Annotated in this window: 20 protein-coding genes; 14 read left to right on the forward strand and 6 right to left on the reverse strand. The window is 41.8% G+C overall.

The features are described from left to right. Positions 1-106 precede the first annotated feature (106 nt). A complete protein-coding gene (locus tag QF004_RS10555) occupies positions 107-715 on the reverse strand; it encodes a hypothetical protein (protein WP_133440188.1) in 609 nt (202 codons plus the stop codon). Between the two features lie 98 nt (positions 716-813). Further along, complete coding sequence (locus QF004_RS10560) at positions 814-1,014, reverse strand: tyrosine-type recombinase/integrase (RefSeq protein ID WP_307426284.1); 201 nt, start codon at positions 1,012-1,014, stop codon at positions 814-816. Between the two features lie 86 nt (positions 1,015-1,100). On the opposite strand from QF004_RS10560, the gene QF004_RS10565 reads away from it, so the two are divergent. The 4 genes from QF004_RS10565 to QF004_RS10580 all read left to right on the forward strand — a co-directional run bounded on the left by QF004_RS10565 (position 1,101) and on the right by QF004_RS10580 (position 3,969). Continuing rightward, on the forward strand, positions 1,101-1,664 hold the full coding sequence (locus tag QF004_RS10565; RefSeq protein WP_307426022.1) for a YeeE/YedE family protein: 564 nt from the start codon (positions 1,101-1,103) through the stop codon (positions 1,662-1,664). A 10-nt stretch (positions 1,665-1,674) separates the two neighbouring features. After that, the gene (locus tag QF004_RS10570) at positions 1,675-2,175 is read left to right on the forward strand and encodes a DUF6691 family protein (protein WP_133440196.1); all 501 of its coding nucleotides are present in this window, start codon (positions 1,675-1,677) and stop codon (positions 2,173-2,175) included. 29 nt (positions 2,176-2,204) lie between these two features. Then, positions 2,205-2,822: a trans-aconitate 2-methyltransferase gene (locus tag QF004_RS10575; RefSeq protein WP_133440197.1), complete on the forward strand. Its 618-nt coding sequence runs from the start codon at positions 2,205-2,207 to the stop codon at positions 2,820-2,822. A 436-nt stretch (positions 2,823-3,258) separates the two neighbouring features. Next, positions 3,259-3,969 (forward strand): hypothetical protein, encoded by a 711-nt coding sequence (locus tag QF004_RS10580; RefSeq protein ID WP_307426027.1) that lies wholly within the window; start codon positions 3,259-3,261, stop codon positions 3,967-3,969. A 750-nt stretch (positions 3,970-4,719) separates the two neighbouring features. On the opposite strand, the gene QF004_RS10585 is transcribed toward QF004_RS10580, so the two are convergent. Continuing rightward, positions 4,720-5,220 carry a peptidylprolyl isomerase gene (locus tag QF004_RS10585; protein WP_133440199.1) on the reverse strand — a complete coding sequence of 167 codons (501 nt, stop codon included), beginning with the start codon at positions 5,218-5,220 and terminating at the stop codon, positions 4,720-4,722. Between the two features lie 285 nt (positions 5,221-5,505). Here QF004_RS10585 and QF004_RS10590 point away from each other — a divergent pair, with 285 nt between their 5' ends. Continuing rightward, positions 5,506-6,597 carry an alkene reductase gene (locus tag QF004_RS10590; protein WP_307426031.1) on the forward strand — a complete coding sequence of 364 codons (1,092 nt, stop codon included), beginning with the start codon at positions 5,506-5,508 and terminating at the stop codon, positions 6,595-6,597. Between the two features lie 75 nt (positions 6,598-6,672). On the opposite strand, the gene QF004_RS10595 is transcribed toward QF004_RS10590, so the two are convergent. Next, entirely contained in the window at positions 6,673-7,428 is a 756-nt protein-coding gene (locus tag QF004_RS10595; protein WP_133440201.1) for an SDR family NAD(P)-dependent oxidoreductase, read from the reverse strand. 42 nt (positions 7,429-7,470) lie between these two features. Between QF004_RS10595 and QF004_RS10600 the strand changes: the two genes are divergently transcribed. Continuing rightward, positions 7,471-7,614, forward strand: coding sequence for a hypothetical protein (locus QF004_RS10600; RefSeq protein ID WP_307426035.1), 144 nt, complete (start codon positions 7,471-7,473; stop codon positions 7,612-7,614). 43 nt (positions 7,615-7,657) lie between these two features. Here QF004_RS10600 and QF004_RS10605 read toward each other — a convergent pair whose 3' ends face one another. Together QF004_RS10605 and QF004_RS10610 are read right to left on the reverse strand one after the other, a co-directional pair. Next, positions 7,658-9,772 carry a type IA DNA topoisomerase gene (locus QF004_RS10605; RefSeq protein WP_307426037.1) on the reverse strand — a complete coding sequence of 705 codons (2,115 nt, stop codon included), beginning with the start codon at positions 9,770-9,772 and terminating at the stop codon, positions 7,658-7,660. 421 nt (positions 9,773-10,193) lie between these two features. After that, complete coding sequence (locus QF004_RS10610) at positions 10,194-11,099, reverse strand: M23 family metallopeptidase (RefSeq protein ID WP_307426039.1); 906 nt, start codon at positions 11,097-11,099, stop codon at positions 10,194-10,196. Positions 11,100-11,306: 207 nt separating this feature from the next. On the opposite strand from QF004_RS10610, the gene QF004_RS10615 reads away from it, so the two are divergent. The 8 genes from QF004_RS10615 to QF004_RS10650 all read left to right on the forward strand — a co-directional run bounded on the left by QF004_RS10615 (position 11,307) and on the right by QF004_RS10650 (position 20,150). Continuing rightward, positions 11,307-12,329, forward strand: a complete 1,023-nt coding sequence (locus QF004_RS10615) for an NAD(P)H-dependent glycerol-3-phosphate dehydrogenase (protein ID WP_307426043.1) — start codon at positions 11,307-11,309, stop codon at positions 12,327-12,329. Further along, a complete protein-coding gene (locus tag QF004_RS10620) occupies positions 12,329-12,997 on the forward strand; it encodes a hemolysin III family protein (protein WP_307426046.1) in 669 nt (222 codons plus the stop codon). The genes QF004_RS10615 and QF004_RS10620 overlap by 1 nt, the downstream gene beginning before the upstream one ends. 421 nt (positions 12,998-13,418) lie before the next feature. Further along, the gene (mqo, locus tag QF004_RS10625; protein ID WP_307426049.1) at positions 13,419-14,924 is read left to right on the forward strand and encodes a malate dehydrogenase (quinone); all 1,506 of its coding nucleotides are present in this window, start codon (positions 13,419-13,421) and stop codon (positions 14,922-14,924) included. A gap of 37 nt (positions 14,925-14,961) precedes the next feature. Beyond that, positions 14,962-15,351 (forward strand): hypothetical protein, encoded by a 390-nt coding sequence (locus QF004_RS10630; protein ID WP_133440207.1) that lies wholly within the window; start codon positions 14,962-14,964, stop codon positions 15,349-15,351. A 1-nt stretch (position 15,352) separates the two neighbouring features. Next, complete coding sequence (locus QF004_RS10635) at positions 15,353-15,829, forward strand: hypothetical protein (RefSeq protein WP_133440208.1); 477 nt, start codon at positions 15,353-15,355, stop codon at positions 15,827-15,829. Then, entirely contained in the window at positions 15,826-16,443 is a 618-nt protein-coding gene (locus QF004_RS10640) for a DUF1684 domain-containing protein (RefSeq protein ID WP_246012333.1), read from the forward strand. Before QF004_RS10635 ends, QF004_RS10640 begins: the two co-directional genes overlap by 4 nt. Before the next feature lie 73 nt (positions 16,444-16,516). After that, positions 16,517-17,326, forward strand: coding sequence for a glucose 1-dehydrogenase (locus QF004_RS10645; protein ID WP_307426052.1), 810 nt, complete (start codon positions 16,517-16,519; stop codon positions 17,324-17,326). 148 nt (positions 17,327-17,474) lie between these two features. Continuing rightward, positions 17,475-20,150 carry a glucosidase gene (locus QF004_RS10650; protein ID WP_307426054.1) on the forward strand — a complete coding sequence of 892 codons (2,676 nt, stop codon included), beginning with the start codon at positions 17,475-17,477 and terminating at the stop codon, positions 20,148-20,150. The last annotated feature ends 15 nt before the right edge of the window (positions 20,151-20,165 follow it).

Consider the following 20,165-nt stretch of genomic DNA (forward strand, 5'->3'; position numbering starts at 1 on the left):
ACCTATGAAAAATGAGTGGCGTCGCTGAACACCGAATAGCAAAAAGGCCTAACATTTTTACGTGTTAGGCCTTTTTTCTATTCGGCATAATGTTATGCGGCGTTTCTTATCCCATCCAAGTTTTCCATTTCTCAATCACTGTCCATTTTCCATTAATCTTTTGTAAAAAAAATGCCATTCCGTTTCCGCACGTGTTACCGCAGGAATAATTTGACTCAACATATGCAGTTTTTTTATCTTGTGAAAGATAAGGAATTGTAAAAGTATAATAACTCTGATAATTTCCATTTGCATTTTCCTGCTCATATTCTTTTTTTGTGGAGTGATGAAACCCTTTCAAAATTGTTTGAGGTAATTTTAAAGAATCAGGATTTGAATTTTGCGACAAAAGATATTGTAAATCTTTTTTGTCAAATCCAAGGGGTTTAGATTGAGGTCCCCATAAATGAAATAAACTTAATATATCCATATTATATGGTGGAACAATATATAGCGAATCTTTTTTAATGTATTTTCGTGAATCTATAATTTCTTTTTTATAAATATCTTCAATGATAACAGTATTATTAATTTTTGTTGCCTCAATTTTATCATCAATAATAACAACTCTAATTATATCATTAATTTCTCCAGAATTTTCGGCTAATACAAAACTTTTGTCTTTTGAGCAAGAACTAAATAAAATCAAAATCAAGAAAAATACTTTTATTTTCAAAACGGCTTTTTTAAAATGACGCATAACTCGTTTATATGTATGACACAGTCATACAAAGCCACCCGATTTGGGTGTATATGTATGATTATCGTCATACATTATTGCCTCGCTAAAATAGCGAAAATATTGTACAAATCATCAAACGGACTTTTTATCTGCTGCAGGCTCTTGGTGCTCACATGAGTGTAAATCTTCGTTGTCATTCTGTGTCCAGACAGTTCCTGAATATACCGGAAATCCGTCCCACGCGCTAAGAAGTGCGTGGCGTATCTGTGCCTCAGCCGGCTTGGTGATTTCAGCTTTAGTCAGCGTACGAATGGCAGTGAGGTCTGCTTTCATTAAGAAGATATAATCTGTAAATTTGCAGCATATCCCTTAACAAAATATGACAGAATTTATTCAGCAGCCGTGGCCGTGGTATGTCGCGGGACCACTGATCGGACTTACCGTTCCGGCGCTTTTAATCCTCGGTAACAAATCATTTGGAATCTCTTCTTCGCTGCGGCATATCTGTGCATCGTGTCTGCCGGCCAATATTCCCTTCTTTAAATACAACTGGAAAAAAGAAGTATGGAATCTCTTTTTCGTCTTTGGGATCTTCCTGGGCGGCGTGATCACCATGCTTTTCTTTTCAGATCCCCATCCCATAGATGTTCATCCGGATTTGGCTAAGGAACTTGCAGGATATGGCATCACCAATTACAGCAACCTGGTTCCCGTGGATCTCATGAACTGGGAGTCTTTATTTACACTGAGAGGTTTTGTGATGATGGTAGGCGGCGGCTTTATGGTAGGATTCGGTACCCGTTATGCCGGAGGATGTACCAGCGGACATTCGATCATGGGAATTGCCAATCTGCAGCTTCCGAGTTTAATTGCTACAGTCTGCTTTATGATAGGCGGATTTCTGATGGCCAATGTGTTACTACCCATTATTCTTTCCCTTTAAAATTAAAAAAATGCAGAAAAATATAGAAACCAAAGACGATCTGGAACTGAGATCACTGGATACCATGTGTGTGAACGAAAGCCGGTTACAGCACCGCGGGTATCATAACATTAAATATCTTGTGCTGGGCATCCTGTTCGGAATTCTATTTATAAAAGCGGAGGTGATCAGCTGGTTCCGCATCCAGGAAATGTTCCGCATGCAGTCTTTTCACATGTACGGCATCATTGGCAGTGCAATTCTGGTGGCGATGATTTCCATCTGGCTGATCAAGAAATTCAATATCAGAACGATTTACGGGGAAGAAATCATCTTCCATAAAAAGACCTTCAATAAAGGCCATATCTATGGAGGATTGATTTTCGGTTTCGGCTGGGCGCTTACCGGTGCATGTCCGGGGCCGCTGTTTGCGCAAATCGGTACCGGCGCTACCGTGGTCGTGGTAACACTGCTCAGCGCGATTGCCGGAACCTGGGTGTATGGCTATATCAGAGAGAAATTGCCGCATTAAATTGTAATCTACCGGAAAAACCCTGCAAAATGAATACAGAAAGAAAAGAGCACTGGGAAAAGGTATATGAGACGAAAAACCCACACGAAGTAAGCTGGACCCAGGAAGTTCCGGAAACTTCACTGGCGCTGATCCACTCGTTTGGATTAGACCGTTCCGCAAAGATGATCGATATCGGCGGTGGCGACAGCAAACTGGTGGATTTTCTGCTCGATGAGGGGTTTGAAAACCTCACCGTTCTGGATATTTCCGCTAAAGCGCTTGAAAAAGCAAAGAAAAGGTTGGGCGAAAAAGCCGGAAAGGTGACATGGATCGTGAGCGACATTACCGAATTTAAACCGGAAACGACCTACGATGTTTGGCACGACCGCGCGACTTTCCATTTCCTGACCGAAGAAACGCAGGTTAAAAAATATGTGGATATTGCTGAACAGGCGGTAAGCGGTTATCTGGTGATCGGGACATTCTCAGAAAATGGTCCGGAAAAATGCAGCGGTCTTCCGGTCAGACAATATACCACAGAAACACTTGTCTCTGTTTTCGCAGAAGGTTTCGAAAAACTAAGCTGCAGAACGGAAAATCATGAAACTCCGTTTGGAACGGAGCAGAACTTTGTGTTTTGCAGTTTCAAACGGAGCGGAGGATAAAAACAGGATCTTTTAAATAATGCAGTGCACGGCTGCGAAGACTTTGAACCGCCGTGGCCAGCTTTCGCAGGTTATCTTTTACCCAGGGTGATTATTGTTGAAAACAATCCCTAACGTACACTGATTTGCAATTGTTCTTCTTTACAGTATCCGGATTTATTGATTGATCTGTATTGTGAGTTCAGGACGGGGACAGCCTCGTTTTTCCTTCTGGGTTTCTGTATCAATGCTTGTACTGTGCTTGTACTGTGCTTCCACCTATCTGCAATATTCCTCCAATATAAGTCCAATAAAACTCCAATAGAATATTGGAGGAGCAATGCTTTTATAATGGTTTTTAATTGTATCTTTATCGGACTTAATCCGCTGATCGTTAGTAGAAATAGAGTTTTTCTGACGGGCGCTTGATGTTAATCCAACTCACAAGGAAATCGTTATGGCAAATTTAAAGAAAAACGGCAACCTGAGCGGTGCCATCGGCAATATTGTTTTTGTAAATGATGGCGACCGCATATTCGTGCGCTTGAAACCCGACAGCGTGAAGCAGTCGCCCCAAACCAAAGCGGCAGCAGGAGTTTTCGGACTGGTAAGCGCCAGGGAAAAGACGTTCCGGCTGAAATTATTGAAGGAGTTGGGCATTCCTGCGCTGCAGTATTTTGCGGCCCGCCACCGCGCAAGAATCCGGAAAACCATCATCGGAAATCCTGCAATCAGCCCAGGATTTGGTGATCCCCAAGGTTTGACAGGGTTCTCGTTTAATCCGAAAGCAGAATGGCAAAGCTGCACCAACTTTTTTCCGGAGGTAGAAAGGGTTTCGAACGGTGAAATGAAGGTGCACCTGCCCGAACTGAAATGGAAAACCCAGATCATCCCTCCCAAAAATTGCCGTGCAGCAGTACTCACGCTCTTTGCAATGACCGCCGACCTCAATAGCCCGTCAGTTCCCCTAAAAGTACTTTCGAAAATAGAAATGGAAATCAGCGCAACCGCCGCGGTTTCCGCCCGGGAATGGAGGATCCCGGTAGAACCGCCCGCAGGATGGCTGCTCATCGTAGGCTGCGTGAAGTTTAATACGACCCACCATGCCACAACAGTGCAGCAACAGTTTTCGGCAACTTATCTATGGGCGGGTCTGACGGAGGAGTAACACGGCAAGTCCGGCAACTGACAAAGAACATCCGCTGCTCCTGCATCATACTTTTCTTTCTAAGGAAGCAGCAGTCAGCGCCGCGTCTTCCTCACAATGCGGTGTTTGCCGCAAAAAGCAAACTGTTCTGATCCATCCGTTCCCTGCACAAAATATCCTGACTCTTTGAGCAATTGAAATACCTGCTCTTCATAATTACTGTATTTTCAAAATTCATTCTTGCTGATACATCAATGACGGGATTTTCTGCAATTTCAATATCAATAAACTTTGCTCAATGAATCATCAGTTGCTGGAGAATAGAGGTTGGTGGTGGGCTTTTTTTACAATTTCTGCAAGTACAGGATTAAGATAAATCTGGTTTAAAACCTCTTTAAATTTGCTTATAAAAAAAAATTTTCTTTTACCCCGACTCTAAAAGGCGGAAAAATTCATCAAAATTAAAGCCTTTAGAAATTGGGAAAATTAATTTTGTTAAATTTTAAACTGGCGCTTAGGTTGTCCCAGATAAAATTCAAGGTGAAAGCCTCGTCTGCATGATAACCCTTCGTTCATTGAAATACAGTTCATTGAATTTCAGTTTATTCAAAATTATTTCTGAACTTTTATACTGATGAAGTGGATCTAAGATTTATTGAAGAAAACAGGGCAGTTGCAATGCGTTTGGTCTGCCTCCAAAAGCTCATATCGTATTGGTAGGTACAAAAAAAGCTGCGGAATAACCGCAGCTTCTTTGAATAAAAAGGTCGTTTAGTGTTCTTCGTTTCCGTCAGCGCCGTGAGCGTGACCGTGCGCCAGCTCTTCCTCTGTTGCCGGTCTCGTGGAAGCTACTTCGATATCAAAGTGTAAGGTTTTCCCCGCCATCGGATGGTTAAGGTCAACCGTTACCCCTTCCGGAGTAACTTCTAAAACAACGCCGCTTACATGGTTTCCCTGAGCGTCCTGTAAAGGCAGCATCGCGCCGATTGGCGGCATTCCCGACTGTGCAAACATTTCTGCTGGCAGCTGCGCAATTGCGTTTTCGATGATATCGCCATAGCCTTCTTCCGGCGTGATGGTGAAAGATTTCTGATCTCCTGCAACCATTCCCTGAAGGTGTTCTTCAAACTTCGGCAACATCATTCCTACGCCATACAGGAAAGTGAAAGGGTTTTCGGCATCAGTTTTTTCAATGAAAGTTTTTTCACCGTTCTCTTCAATGGCGTTCAGCGTGTAATGAAGCGCTACTACGTGGTTTTTGTCTATTGTCATAAGGTAATGTTATCAAGGAGTTCTACCTCCTTTTTATTAAAATTGTATGTTTTAACGGGTAACTTTTAGGTTTATCCTATTGGGTGCAAAGGTACTGATTTCAAATAAAATACCAGTGGACAGAGAAATGAAGTTCTTTAATTCTTTCAGAATATAATTGTAAATTGCATAGAGGTTATTCAAAGAATATTGAACCGGAAATCCGAAAAATAGAAGAGAACACGTTTTATAGATCCTCTTTTTTATGACACGCGATGGCAGAACCCATTAATTAAAATACAGATTATGAATTCATTAGAAACCCTTTTCAGCCCTTATCAACTGGGCAGTATTACCTTAAAGAACCGCATTGTTATGGCACCCATGACGCGAAGCAGGGCAACCGGAAATATTCCGAATGATCTGATGGCCCAGTATTATGGCAGCCGCGCCAGCGCAGGATTGATTATTACCGAAGGAACCGCTCCTTCCCCAAACGGTTTGGGTTATGCCAGAATACCGGGTATCTACAGCGACGGACAAATTGCAGGCTGGAAGAAAGTCACCGATGCCGTCCATCAGGCTGGCGGTAAAATTTTTGTACAGCTGATGCATACCGGCCGGATAAGCCATCCATTGAACATGCCCGAAGGAGCGGAAGTCATTGGAGCTTCTCCCATAGCAGCAGTAAACACCCAGATGTACACCGATCAGGAAGCTATGCAATCTCTTCCTGTCCCAAGAGAAGTGGCAACAGTCGAAATCCCCACGATTATTGCTGAATTTGTACACGCTGCAAAATCAGCGGTTGCTGCCGGATTTGATGGGGTGGAACTGCACGCGGCGAACGGCTATCTGCTGGAGCAGTTTTTAAATACGGCTTCCAATCAGCGTACTGATGCGTACGGCGGTTCCATAGAAAACCGCAACCGTCTGGTGCTCGAAGCAGCTGAGGCCGTAGCAGATGCCATCGGTAAAGACAAAACAGGGATCAGACTTTCTCCTTTTGGAGCTTTTGGTGAAATGTTACCCGATGAAACGACCGGGGAACAGTACGCCCAATTGGCTGCAGGATTGAAAGCTATCGGTATTTTATATATCCATGTGGTCGATCATTCATCCATGGGGACGCCAACTGTTCCGCAATCTGTAAAAGATGCGATAAGAAAAGAATTTGGAGGTACCATTATTCTTTCCGGAGGATACGATGCGGACCGTGCTGAAGCGGATCTTAAAGCCGGAAAAGGGGATTTGGTCGCATTTGCAAGACCTTTTATTGCCAATCCCGATTTGGTGAAGAAGTTTGCTGCAGGAGCCGCTCTGGCTGCTCCGGACCCCGATACTTTTTATACCCCGGGAGAAAAAGGATATACTGATTATCCGGTTTCAGCAATTTAAATTGAGCATATAGCATTATATAACAAAGCAGGTCCGAATATTTCCAGGCCTGCTTTATTATTTCAAACATCAGTACTAAACTGCCAGATAGCCGCCATCTACCGCGTAATAGCTTCCCGTAACGAATGAGGCTGCATCCGAGGCCAAAAACAGACACATCGCCGCAACTTCCTCTGCTGTTCCGAGCCTGCCGAATGCGTGCTTGGATTCCAGATGGTTAATGGCTTCTTTCCCCATGCTTTCTTCATTGACCATACCGGTATAAATGAAACCGGGGCCTATTGCGTTGACGCGGATGTTTTCAGGACCGTGTTCCCAGGCTGCGGTTTTCGTTAAACCTACTACGCCGTGTTTGGCTGCCACATATCCCGCAGAATTTGCAAAACCCGCCTGTCCTAAAATAGAAGCAATATTGATAATGCTTCCACCACCGGCTTTCAGCATGGCGGGGATTTGGTATTTCATCCCGAAGAAGACGCCGGAAAGATTGACTGCAATTACCTTTTCCCAACCTTCCACAGACATTTCCTCTACTTTGTTGATCTCGCCTCCAATTCCGGCATTGTTTACTGAAAGGTGCAGAGCACCGAATTTTTCAACGGTTTCTTTTACCAGTCTTTCATGGTCTTCCGGACTTGCTGAATTGGCCTTCACGAACAGGGCTTCGCCGCCATTGTTTCTGATCAGTGCTGCCACTTCATTTCCGTGAGTTTCATTGAGGTCACTTACCGCCACTTTTGCACCTTCTTTTGCAAACAGCAATGCGGTTGCTTTACCAATCCCTGAACCCGCGCCGGTAATAACGGCGACTTTGTCTTGTAACTGTCCCATATTTTTGGTTTTTATTTTACTCAAATTTACGGATTTAAAGACTTGGAATTACTGAAATTGGTCACTTTAACAATGATTGATGACAGTCAGAATTTCAGAGAACAGCGGAAATACGCCTGTCCGGCAATGGTGATCCTGGAATGGAATCATAAGCAGGTGAATAACTGCACCGTGCCAATATTTTAGCAGGAGCAATCAGGAAGATGCTTCGGCGGGAAAGAAGGGAATGCTATTCGGTCTGCAACCCGACGGTCCCCGATTCTGTGAGGCGCAGAATGCCTTCCGTTAACCTTTCGGGATGTTCTGTAAATCCTTTAAGTTTACTCGATTTCCCTTTAATGATAATATCCTGAATCTGTTTTTCGGTGAGTTTCTTTCCGAACACGATAAATGGAAGTTTGAAACCACAGCTTTTATAACTGGAACAGCCGATGGCGGTTTTACCTTTCATCAGTTTGTTTTCCCTGCATTTCGGACAATCGGTTTCTTCCCAGATAATGGCAACCGTTTTTCGCGGCGTGGGGTCTTTCTTTTCTTTGGGCTGCACTTCCTGTTGAAAGGAAATTACTTTTGCCTTTTCGTTGATGACTTTTCGGGTGAGATCGGTCACCATTGCAATCAGTTCCTCTTTAAACTGACTGGCTTCATATTCGCCGCGCTCTATTTTACGGAGTTTAAATTCCCATTCTCCCGTTAATTCAGGGCTTTTTAACAGTTCATCCTGGATCGTATCGATCAGTTCGACGCCGGTGGAAGTGGCGAAGATGTTTTTTTTCTTACGCTCGATGTATTTTCTTCGGAAAAGTGTTTCGATAATATTCGCCCGGGTAGAAGGTCTTCCGATGCCGTTGTTTTTCATCATTTCGCGCAGTTCTTCATCATCCACCTGTTTTCCGGCGGTTTCCATGGCCCGGAGTAAGGTTGCTTCTGTATACGCTTTTGGCGGACTTGTTTTTCCCTGATGGATGAATGGTTTGTGCGGTCCTTTTTCCCCGGCTTTAAATTCGGGAATCAATTGTTCTTCCTCTTTTTCTTTTTTCTCGGTATCGTCTTTTTCTTTACTGTACACTTCGCGCCAGCCCAGTTCCAGAATTTGTCTGCCGGTTGTTTTAAAGGGAATGGTGCCAACCTGGCCTTCCACCAAAGTATTTGAGATTTTACATTCGGGGTAAAAAACGGCGATAAACCGTTTCGCGACCAAATCATAAATCAACTTTTCTTCTCTGCTTAAACTGGAAGAAGGCGGGATTTCGGTCGGAATAATCGCGTGGTGATCAGTCACTTTGGTATCATCAAAAACAGTTTTAGATTTGGGAATCGGCTGGGCTAAAAGCGGAGCGGTTAATTCCCAGTAAAAATTCATGCTCTGCAGAATAGCCGGTATCTGCGGATGCAGACTTTCGGAAAGGTAAGTGGTATCCACACGCGGATAGGTCGTATGTTTCTTTTCGTATAAACTCTGAATATATTTCAACGTATTCTCCGCAGAAAAACCAAATTTACGGTTGGCTTCCACCTGTAAAGCCGTCAAATCAAAGAGTCTTGGATTTTTCTCTTTACCTTCTTTAATTTCAAAAGAGATGATTTCGAAAAGATTCTGTTTCAGGTATTCCAGCCCTTTTTCGGCTTTTTCTTTCGTTTTTAAACGGTCGATGGCCGCATTGAAAATGACGTCGCGGTATTTGGTTTTCAGTTCCCAGTATTCTTCGGTATTGAAGGCGTCAATTTCTTTTTGTCGCTGAACGATCATGGCGAGAGTAGGGGTTTGAACCCGTCCAATGGAAAGAACACTTTTGTTGCCGCCAAATTTTCGGGTGAACAAACGGGTGGCGTTGATTCCCAAAAGCCAGTCGCCAATAGCGCGTGCATTCCCGGCCTGATAGAGGTTATGATAGTCTTCCGAAGGTTTCAGGTTGGCAAATCCTTCTTTAATGGCCACTTCGGTCAGTGAAGAAATCCAAAGTCTTTTGATGGGCTTTTTGCATTTCGCTTTGTGCAGAACCCAGCGCTGTATCACCTCACCTTCCTGCCCGGCATCCCCGCAATTGATGACTTCTTCGCAATCAGCAACTAGTTTTTCGATGATTTTAAACTGTTTTTCAACCCCCGGGTTTTCTATTAATTTTATCCCGAAAGGCTCCGGAATGATGGGAAGGAAAATAAGGTTCCACGATTTAAGATGCGGACTGTAATCATGTGGTTCTTTGAGGGTACAAAGATGACCAAACGTCCAGGTTACCCAATAGCCGTTGCCTTCGAAGTATCCCTGTTTGGGTTGGTCGGCTCCCAAAACTTTGGCAATATCCCGGGCAACACTTGGCTTTTCAGCAATACATAATTTCATAGTTCAGCTTCATTTTTTGGGCGACTGCAAATTTCAGTAATTTTTTCTAAACTATGGGTTCAAACCTGGGAAAAGAAATTCTTTCTGATTTCAAAAAAGGGTTTAGAAAACCGAAAGCTTAATGGTGGCCTTTAAACTGTAATTTTAACACCAACGCCAGGAATGTTTTTACAAAAGCGCGTCTGTTTAAATTTGTTTTAAAAACTGCAAGAATCAAAAAAGCGATAATCTTTTTTTAAGTTTTTCAAATGAACTAACAATTGTATTTACATTTCCAGAGAAAATCTTAATAATTTTAATTTTTTAACACCAATAACACGAACAATAATAGTTGTCTGTAAAAGCAGGTAATCTTTAAGTATTCCCACCAAAAAAACGCTCCCGAAAAATTCAGGAGCGTCAGTATTTTTAAATGAGTGGATTACAGATTCATAAAAAATTTCGGATTGACCGGCGTGTTGTTTTTGTGAACTTCGTAATGAAGATGAGGTCCGGTGGAACGGCCTGTATTGCCGGATTTTGCGATTACATCATTTACCGTTACCACATCATTTGCTTTGACCAGTATTTTAGAAAGATGGCCGTAGAGGGTATCCAGACCATTTCCGTGCGAGATAATGACACAGTTTCCGTAGCCGCTTTTTTCGCCGGCAAAAATTACTTTTCCTGAGGCCGCGCTCCGCACGTCGGAACCGTGAGCCACCGCAATGTCAAGCCCTTTATGGAATTTCATCTGGTCTTTTTCGGAGGGGGCGTTATTTTTCTCGGCTAATGGTTGGTTTGGATTGGGAACGATCATTTTTTTAGTCACATTTCCTACGCTGTCTTTTACTTCGATGTACTGTGGTTCAGCTTTTACGGAATGCACGGACGCCAACATCACCGTTTTTTCCGGGAACGGATTTTTTCTTTTTCCAAATTGTGAGGAAATGTAGCCGTCGGTAGGGATTCCCAAAGGAACCTGTTGTAATTTCTTCTGCAAATCCACCAGATACTGGCTGTACCGGTTGGTTTGTTTTGCCAGATAAACCGTATTGGAAATACTGTCTTTTGCGAGCATCTCTATTTTACCGTCAGATAAATTCTTTGCGGCCAAAAAGGAATTCAGTTCCCGGACGGTGTGGTCAACTAAAGTCAGGTTGTTCTTTAACTCCAGGTAATCGATGCTGTCTTTTTCAGTTTTAACCGGTACTAAATTGACCTGGTACGATTTATCGTCTTTTTCCGAATAGAGCTTTCCGATAAAGAGAGCCTGTCCGAAAATGACCAATACCAGGACTCCGAGGATTAAACTGATGTTTTTTTTACTGCTTATAAAATTCTTCATTATTAAACACTTAGTTGTCAAAAAATTGAGACTGCAAATTTATAAAATATTTTTAAAAGCTGTTTTTCTTGCGGGCACTGTGCGGGATGATTTTGTTCAGTTTATTACAAAACAATTGTTTGTCCTATTTCAGAAACCTTTAATATCTTTGTGCGGAAGATTCCCGTTTGTTCAGAACTTCTGAACAGCACCAAAGTTTTTTTAATTATGACAAAAAAGAAAGCCCCAAAATCGCAGACTCAGAACATTCCCGTTGGAGTAGTAGGAAGTGGTAGTTTTGCAACCGCAATCGTGAAAATGTTGGTCGAAAACAGCAAACTGGTTCACTGGTGTGTGCGGAATGAATATGTAAAAGGGGCTATTGAGCAACGCGGTCATAATCCCAATTACTTAACCTCGGTTTCTTTTGATCAAAAAAATCTGAAGGTCACTACCGATATCAATGAATTGGTCTCAGCGTGTGAAGTAGTGGTTCTGGCAACGCCGTCCATTTATCTTTCAGATGCAATGGATAAAATGACCTGCGATTACGGGGATAAAATTTTTGTTTCTGCCATTAAAGGAATTGTTCCCAAGGTAAATGATGTTGTGGCGCATTACCTTCGTGATGAATTTAAAATAGGCTTCCGCAATCAGGCGGTAATTGCCGGTCCCTGTCACGCGGAGGAAGTAGCTATGGAAAGGCTTTCTTACCTTACCATTGCCGTTGCGGAAGCGGAGGTTGCCGATAAATTATTTTCTCTGTTTTCTTCTGACTTTATCAATGTTCATTGCAGCAAAGATATTTTAGGGAATGAATACAGTGCGATTCTGAAAAATATTTATGCTGTTGGCGCGGGAATTTCTAGCGGTTTGGGATATGGCGATAACTTTACGGCTGTTTTTGTTTCTAATGCGGTACGGGAAATGGAGATTTTCCTGGAAGCAGTGTATGAAGTTCCGCGGGATGTGAATGAGAGCGCTTATCTCGGTGATTTACTGGTGACGGCGTACTCGCTGTTTTCCCGTAACCGGAATTTAGGAAATCTCATCGGAAAAGGGTACACGGTAAAATCGGCCATTCAGTCGATGAACATGATTGCCGAAGGATATTACGCAGCTGATTCAGTGTATCATACGGCAAAAAGCAAACAACTGAAAACACCGATTATCGATACCATTTACGGTATTTTATACAAAGAGAAAAATGCCGAAACTGAATTTAAAAAATTAACCTTACTCTTAAATTAGTGAAAACCAAGACTAAATATAGTGCGCAATCCTATTCAGTTTTAGAAGAGCGGTTGAATATTTGGTCTCATTTTATCGGTTTGCTCCTGAGTATCGTGGCATTCATTTTATTGGTGTTTCGCGCACTGGATTTAGGAAGTCAAAGGGCTCTCATCAGTTTTTCGATCTTTGGTCTGAGCATGATTGTCCTTTATCTGGCTTCTACATTATATCACTCCTCCAAAAATCCGAAAAGAAGATACCGCCTCAATATCTTTGATCACGCCGCGATATATGTTTTAATTGCCGGAACTTATTCGCCGTTCGCTTTGGTCTCGCTGAATGGCCACGAGGGGTATACGCTTTTTGCGGTCGTTTGGGGAATTGCCCTGTTTGGCGTCATTTTTAAAATTTTCTTTACAGGAAGATTTACCGTTTTATCCACTGCTCTTTACGTCGGAATGGGCTGGTTGATTATTTTCAGTTTTGACAGTCTGATGTATCATCTGGATTTCCGCGGATTGGTTTGGTTGCTCTCTGGCGGCATTTCCTATACCATCGGTGCGGCTTTGTACAGCATTCACCGGATAAAATTCAATCACGCCATTTTTCATCTGTTCGTTTTATTAGGAACGTTCTGTCATTTTATGTCGGTGTATTTTTATGTAATTCCTGTGTCCGGGAAGTAAGATCCTGTTTGTTTTCATCTAAGATCCTTTTTAAATTTGCTTTAAACATTCTCTTAGAGCCTGTTTAAAAAGGATAAAAATAGTTAAACCGCAAAATGAGCAAAAGAAAATCTAAAAAGAAAACACTCTAAAGACCAAAAAAGACAACTTTTTTGGACAGTTTCCTTATTTGCTCTTTTTGAAAAACTTAAAAGAAATATCCCTTTTGTGCCTTTTGTGGTTTTTACACAAATTTAAACAGATTGTAAAATAAGACAGTAGCATTTCAGTGCAGATTCAGTATTCTGAATTTTAACTGATCAAATCCAGGCGGGCGGTTATCCTATTTTTTTATAAATAACGGTTTAAGGAATTTTTAACAGCTTTTGTTTGAGCTAAAACAAAACTTTTACCGAAATTCGTTATCTTAAAATAGAATGATATGCCTACATCAGCCAATTATAAAGCCCTTCAATCCCATTACGACGTTGTTTTAATCGGCGGGGGAATTATGAGTGCCACCCTCGGAACCATGCTTCATGAACTTGATCCCAACCTGAAAATTGTGATTTTTGAAAGACTCGGCCGCTTTGCCCGGGAAAGTTCAGCGGCGTGGAATAATGCAGGAACAGGACATTCTGCCTTCTGTGAACTCAATTATACGCCGGAGAACGAAGAGGGTTCCATCGATATTTCCAAAGCTGAAAGTATTGCCGAACAGTTCGAAATTTCGAAACAGTTCTGGTCCTATTTACTTTCTAAAAAATATATTGACCGGCCAAAAGACTTTATTAATTCCTGTCCGCACATGAGTTTGGTTTTCGGAAAAGATGATGTTGATTTTTTAAGAAAGCGTTACGAAAAAATGATTCAGTCTGAATTATTTAAAGGAATGGAATTTACCACAAACCACGACAAACTGCGCCAATGGATTCCTTTAATTATGGACAAAAGAAAAGATAACGAAGTTCTTGCAGCCACGAAAATGGATTTGGGAACCGATGTCAATTTCGGAACATTAACGCGGAAAATGGGACGGTTTTTAGCAGAAGATTCCCAGACCGATGTTTATTTATACCATGATGTGAAAGATATTGATCCTTTGTCTGACGGAAAATGGTCGGTGAAAGTCAAAGACCGGATGCATTATAAATTGAGCGATGTCACCGCCGATTTTGTATTTATCGGTGCCGGAGGTTACGCCCTTCCGCTGCTCGAAAGTTCCGATATTCCCGAAAGTGAAGGTTATGGCGGATTTCCGGTTTCCGGCCAGTGGCTGGTTACCCATAACCCGGAATTAATCGCAAAGCACCAGGCAAAAGTCTATACCAAAGCCGGTGTGGATGCTCCGCCAATGAGTGTTCCCCATTTGGATCTGCGGATTATCGACGGAGAAAAAGCGCTGCTCTTTGGACCGTTTGCCGGATTCTCTACCAAGTTTTTGAAGGAAGGAAGCTACCTGGATTTACCGGAAAGTGTCAATCAAAAAAATATCAAATCCCTGTTTGGCGCATGGTGGCATAATCTGCCGTTGACGAAATATCTCGTACAGCAGGTCGCGATGACCAAAGTACAGCGCATGCAGCATTTAAGAGAGTTTGTAAAAGATGCGAAAGCAGAAGACTGGGAATTGAAAATTGCGGGACAAAGAGTTCAGATCATTAAAAAAAGTGAAGAAGAAGGCGGAAAATTAGAATTCGGGACAGAAGTCGTTGTGAATAAAAGCGGAACGATCGCCTCCCTGCTTGGTGCTTCTCCCGGGGCTTCTACGGCAGCATTTGCAATGCTTCAGGTCTTAGAGAAATGTTTTCCTGAAAAAGTGCAAAATGAATGGAAAGAAAAATTAACAGAAATGATTCCGACCTATGGACAGAAATTGGCAGATAATCCCGAACTTATCAAAAATATAAGAAAGTATAGCAAAGAAATACTCGAACTCGATAATTAGCAATTACTCATTTCCATTACCCATTGCTTATTTAAAAATGACAACCATTACCAAACCCAAAATTTCACCGGAACTGCTGGCAGCACTTCAGCCCAAAGTAGAACTGGAAAAGCAGGTCATCGTACACTGCTGTTTTCCGGCGACTCCTTTTTTGGATATGCTGATCCGTATCTGGCCATCTACCTTTCTGATTGATGAGAGCTTGGGACATAAAAGCACTTTGATTCACCACGAGAATATTTCTCTTTTTCCTTACTGGACAGAAGTCCCACCCATGAAAGATTATTGGTTTACCCTGGTTTTTTCCGGGTTGCCAAAAGCGTGTACTAATTTTGATTTAAAAGAAGAAATTCCGGAAGAAGGTGGATTCTGGATCAAAAATATTAAAAGAAATAAAACCGATATTTATAAAGTAAAAATTAATTAGAATGAAGAAAATCTATTTCCTGTGGATGATTCCCTTTTTGCTGGGAAGTTGCAACTCGCGATATGACGTAGTTTCAGTAAATAAAATGAACAAAGAAAGAAAACAGATTGCCCAGGATTTTGTTGAAACCTATTTTAAAAAATGTGAAAATAAAGACTATTCTGCATTTGAAGGATTTAACATTTCGAAAAAATTCCAGGCAAAGTTGTCCCCGGATTCCCTAAAAAGATCCTGCAATTACCTTTATTATAAAAATGGAAAAGTAACAGTAGAAAAGTTGGTTTCTGCCCATACTACAAAGTCGCCCAAAGATTTCATGGATGTTTTAAATTTTAAATTAAAGACTGAAAAATCTACAGAACCGGTTTATCTGCATCTCGGAATGTACCGGGATCAGAATTATATCGAAATGCCTTTTTACGTTTCTGCAGACGAAAGTTACTACGAAACCATCAGAAAAAAATACTACAAGAAATGAAAAATTTCTTCATTCTAATGATGGGTTTTCTGCTGACCTCCTGCGTTTCAAACATTCAGGAAAAGGAGTTTTCTGATGTTGAAAAGTTTCAGACAGAGTTGAACGCAGAATATTTAAACCCAAAGGAAACTCCCTTGAGGGGAAGTAATTTTACCAATTTCAAAAAGCATCCTTTCTTTCCTGTTGATTTAAAGTACCGCGTTTCTGCCAAATTCATCAAAACTGAAAATCCAGTAGCTTTTGAACTTCCCACGTCTTCCGGAAAAACCAGAACCTATCGGGAATTCGGCAAAGCGACATTTGTTTTAGATGGTCAGGAATTAACTTTAACGCTTTATCAAAACTTAGCATTAATAAAGACGAAAAAATACAAAGACTATCTATTTCTTCCCTTCCGGGATTTGACTAACAGCAAAGAAACCTATGGTGGCGGGAAATACATGGATTTGAAAATCCCGAAAAACGATGTCATTATTTTAGATTTCAACAAATCCTACCAACCCTATTGTGCGTATAACGCTTTCGATTACAACTGCCCGATTGTTCCGGCGGAGAATTTTTTACCGGTCAGAATTGAAGCAGGCGTTAGGTATGAAGATGTTTATCACCATTAAAATATCGGGCAAGTCTGGCGGCGCGGCGTAATTTGGCTCGATAGTTTCTATTCTTTAATATTAAACTTATGCTATGGAAGTTTCTCTTAAAAATCAAGTCGCCATAATCACCGGTTCTTCCAGCGGAATCGGAGCCGGGATTGCCCAGTCGATGGCAGCATCAGGCGCTACGGTTGTCATTAATTATCCCTCAGAAGGTTCTCTGGAAAAAGCCAGTGCCATTCTGAAAAAAATCACCAATAATGGGGGAAATGGAATCGTTTACCAATGCGATGTTTCCAAAGAAGACGAGGTTGTAAAAATGTTTCAGGAGGTTGTAGAACAATTAGGTACCGTTGATATTTTAGTTAACAATGCCGGAATTCAAAAAGATGCGAAGTTTACCGAAATGAATTTGGATCAATGGAATGCCGTGATTGGGGTTAATTTAACCGGTCAGTTTTTATGCGCCCGGGAAGCCGTGAAAGAATTTCTCAGAAGAGGAATTGATCCCTCCCGTTCGGTCGCCTGCGGAAAAATCATTCATATTTCATCCGTACACGAAATTATTCCCTGGGCTGGCCATGCCAATTACGCGTCGAGTAAAGGGGCGATCAGGATGTTGATGCAGACTTTGGCGCAGGAGTATGGCGCAGATAAAATCCGCGTGAACTCCATTTGTCCGGGCGCGATTCAGACTTCAATCAATAAAGATGCGTGGCAAACATCGGAGGAATTGAATTCTTTGCTCAAACTGGTTCCGTATAACAGAATTGGTCAGCCTCAGGATATTGGGAATCTGGCGGTATTTCTGGCGAGCGATCTGGCAGATTATATTACAGGAACCAGTATCTTTATCGATGGAGGAATGACCACGTTCGAATCTTTCTCAACGGGCGGATAAATTTTCCTTTTTTTAAGGATTGTAAAAAATTTTCAAGATTTTTATAAGGTGGTTTTGATCATCAGTAAAACTGCCTTTCTCACTGCATAATCATTGTTTCCGATGGAAGAATTTCTACATAACCATTGGCTTTAAAACTCAAAACAGGATGACTGAAGAAAATAAAAGACTCCCCGATATTGCCTGGAAAAAATGGGGTCCGTACGTCAGCAATCGCGAATGGGGAGTGGTTCGCGAGGATTACAGTGCCGATGGTGATGCCTGGAATTACACCAGCCACGATACTGCCGAAGCAAAAACTTACCGCTGGGGCGAAGAGGGAATTTGCGGAATTTCTGATGATAAACAGCTGCTCGTTTTCTCCTTAGGTCTCTGGAACAAAAAAGACAGCAGGATCAAAGAGCGGCTGTTCGGCTTATCCAACAGCCAGGGAAATCATGGGGAAGATGTGAAGGAATATTACTATTATCTGGACAATACGCCCACGCATTCTTACATGAAGATGTTGTATAAATATCCTCAAAACGCTTTTCCTTATGAAGATTTAATCCTTAAAAATGAACAGGCCGGAAAAGAAAATCCGGAATATGAACTCATCGATACCGGGATTTTTGACCGGAATGAATATTTTGATATTTTTATTGAATACGCCAAATCTTCTCCCGAAGATATGCTTATCAAAATTACGGTGACCAATAAATCGTCGAAAGACGCTCCTTTGATTCTTCTGCCCACCATCTGGTTCAGGAATACCTGGAGTTGGGGTTACGATGATTACCGGCCTCATTTAAACGCGGTAAATTCGGATCAGATTGCAGTTAATCATAAAGAATTAACCATAAAAAACATCTACGCTAAACAAACTTCTGACGTTCTTTTCTGCGATAATGAAACCAATTATAAGCGGTTATTTCAGTCTATAAATGCCGGAAAATATTGCAAAGACGGCATCAATGATTTCATTATTAATGGAAATGAAAACGCCATTAATAATGAAAATAATGGCACCAAGGCCTCTTTCTTTATCGATGAAACAATCCCTGCAAATTCGACACAGGTTTTTGAATTCCGGTTATGCGACCGGGATCTTGACCAGCCGTTTGCAGATTTTGATGTAATTTTTTCACAGCGGAAAACAGAAGCCGATGATTTTTATAAAGAGGTACAGAAGGGCGTAAAAACCGATGATGAAAAATTGGTACAGCGGCAGGCGTTCGCGGGAATGTTGTGGAGCAAACAGTTTTACCATTACAATATTGAAAAATGGTTAGAAGGTGATCCTGCTGAAATCCCGCCCCCGAAATCCCGAAGACATATCCGCAATGAAAATTGGGAGAATTTTAATTCTCTGAATATCATTTCGATGCCCGACAAATGGGAATATCCGTGGTTTGCGACCTGGGATCTGGCCTTTCATACTTTGAGTTTTTCTATTATCGATGCTGATTTTGCCAAACAGCAGTTGAAACTGTTGACCCTCGAATGGTTTATGCATCCGAACGGTCAGTTGCCGGCATATGAATGGGATTTCAGCGATGTCAATCCGCCGGTTCATGCCTGGGCAGCTTTCAGGGTTTTTAAAATTGATGAAGTCCTCAAAGGAAAACCTGACCTGGAATTTCTGGAAGGGGTTTTTCAGAAACTGTTGATGACCTTCACTTGGTGGGTCAACAAAAAAGACAATAATGGAAATAATATTTTCGAAGGCGGCTTCCTGGGTTTAGACAATATCGGAATTTTCGACCGAAATGAAACCCTGCCGTATGGGGAGAATTTAGAACAGGCCGACGGTACCAGCTGGATGGCGATGTTCTCACTGAATATGATGAGAATCGCCATGGAACTGGCTTTGTATAATAAAGTATATGAAGATATGGCCACCAAATTCTTTGAACATTTTTTAAGTATTGCCAATGCACTTGACAATATGGGAGAAAATGATTTTTCGCTGTGGGATGATCAGGACGAGTTTTTTTATGACGCGCTGCAGTTGAAAGACTGTACCAATATGTTTATGCGGATCCGTACCATCGTAGGTTTGATTCCCATGTTTGCCGTAGAGGTCATCGATGAAGAAATGCTCGATAGATTACCCGCTTTCAAAGAAAGAATGGACTGGGTCTTGAAAAACAAACCGAAGTTGGCTGCCCTCGTTTCCCACTGGCAGGTGAAAGGCGACGATTCCAAACATTTACTTTCTTTACTGAGAGGCCACCGGCTGAAAAAACTGCTCGAAAGAATGCTGAATGAAAAAGAATTTCTGAGCGATTATGGCGTGCGGGCTTTATCAAAGGAATATGAAGAAAATCCGTTTCATATTAATTTAGACGGAACCGATTATACCGTGAAATATCTCCCGGCAGAAAGTGACAGCGATATGTTTGGCGGCAACAGCAATTGGCGGGGACCCATTTGGTTTCCCATTAATTTTTTAATTATTGAAAGCCTGCAGCGCTTCTTCTTTTATTACAGTCCCGATTTTAAAGTAGAATGCCCGACCGGCAGCGGAAATTACCTGAATTTAGATGAGATTGCAGATTTTCTGGGAAAACGGTTGGCTGCGATTTTTTTAATGGATGAAAACGGGAAACGTCCTTTTAACAGACAATATCCGAGATTTCAGGAAGATCCAGACTTCAAGGATTACATTTTGTTTTATGAATATTTTCATGGTGATAACGGCCGTGGAGTAGGAGCATCGCACCAAACCGGCTGGACGGGCTTAATCGCAAAAATTCTGCAGCCACGGTTTTCTAAAATTCCGATGGAAAAAGTGCAGACGGAAATGCCTGATCAATCTGGTGTAAAAATTGATGCTCCATAAGGGAATCTTTAACTT

It is taken from the genome of Chryseobacterium sp. MDT2-18 (assembly GCF_030815285.1).
GTDB classification, from domain to species: domain Bacteria; phylum Bacteroidota; class Bacteroidia; order Flavobacteriales; family Weeksellaceae; genus Kaistella; species Kaistella salivictor.

Bases quoted from the DNA above. Each gene is read 5' to 3' on its own strand.
- QF004_RS10585 (WP_133440199.1), bottom strand. From the start codon at position 5,220: ATGACAATAGACAAAAACCACGTAGTAGCGCTTCATTACACGCTGAAC.
- mqo (WP_307426049.1), top strand. From the start codon at position 13,419: ATGCCTACATCAGCCAATTATAAAGCCCTTCAATCCCATTACGACGTT.
- QF004_RS10645 (WP_307426052.1), top strand. From the start codon at position 16,517: ATGGAAGTTTCTCTTAAAAATCAAGTCGCCATAATCACCGGTTCTTCC.
- QF004_RS10610 (WP_307426039.1), bottom strand. From the start codon at position 11,099: ATGAAGAATTTTATAAGCAGTAAAAAAAACATCAGTTTAATCCTCGGA.
- QF004_RS10630 (WP_133440207.1), top strand. From the start codon at position 14,962: ATGACAACCATTACCAAACCCAAAATTTCACCGGAACTGCTGGCAGCA.
- QF004_RS10635 (WP_133440208.1), top strand. From the start codon at position 15,353: ATGAAGAAAATCTATTTCCTGTGGATGATTCCCTTTTTGCTGGGAAGT.
- QF004_RS10580 (WP_307426027.1), top strand. From the start codon at position 3,259: ATGGCAAATTTAAAGAAAAACGGCAACCTGAGCGGTGCCATCGGCAAT.
- QF004_RS10615 (WP_307426043.1), top strand. From the start codon at position 11,307: ATGACAAAAAAGAAAGCCCCAAAATCGCAGACTCAGAACATTCCCGTT.
- QF004_RS10640 (WP_246012333.1), top strand. From the start codon at position 15,826: ATGAAAAATTTCTTCATTCTAATGATGGGTTTTCTGCTGACCTCCTGC.
- QF004_RS10575 (WP_133440197.1), top strand. From the start codon at position 2,205: ATGAATACAGAAAGAAAAGAGCACTGGGAAAAGGTATATGAGACGAAA.
- QF004_RS10650 (WP_307426054.1), top strand. From the start codon at position 17,475: ATGACTGAAGAAAATAAAAGACTCCCCGATATTGCCTGGAAAAAATGG.
- QF004_RS10570 (WP_133440196.1), top strand. From the start codon at position 1,675: ATGCAGAAAAATATAGAAACCAAAGACGATCTGGAACTGAGATCACTG.
- QF004_RS10565 (WP_307426022.1), top strand. From the start codon at position 1,101: ATGACAGAATTTATTCAGCAGCCGTGGCCGTGGTATGTCGCGGGACCA.
- QF004_RS10605 (WP_307426037.1), bottom strand. From the start codon at position 9,772: ATGAAATTATGTATTGCTGAAAAGCCAAGTGTTGCCCGGGATATTGCC.
- QF004_RS10595 (WP_133440201.1), bottom strand. From the start codon at position 7,428: ATGGGACAGTTACAAGACAAAGTCGCCGTTATTACCGGCGCGGGTTCA.
- QF004_RS10590 (WP_307426031.1), top strand. From the start codon at position 5,506: ATGAATTCATTAGAAACCCTTTTCAGCCCTTATCAACTGGGCAGTATT.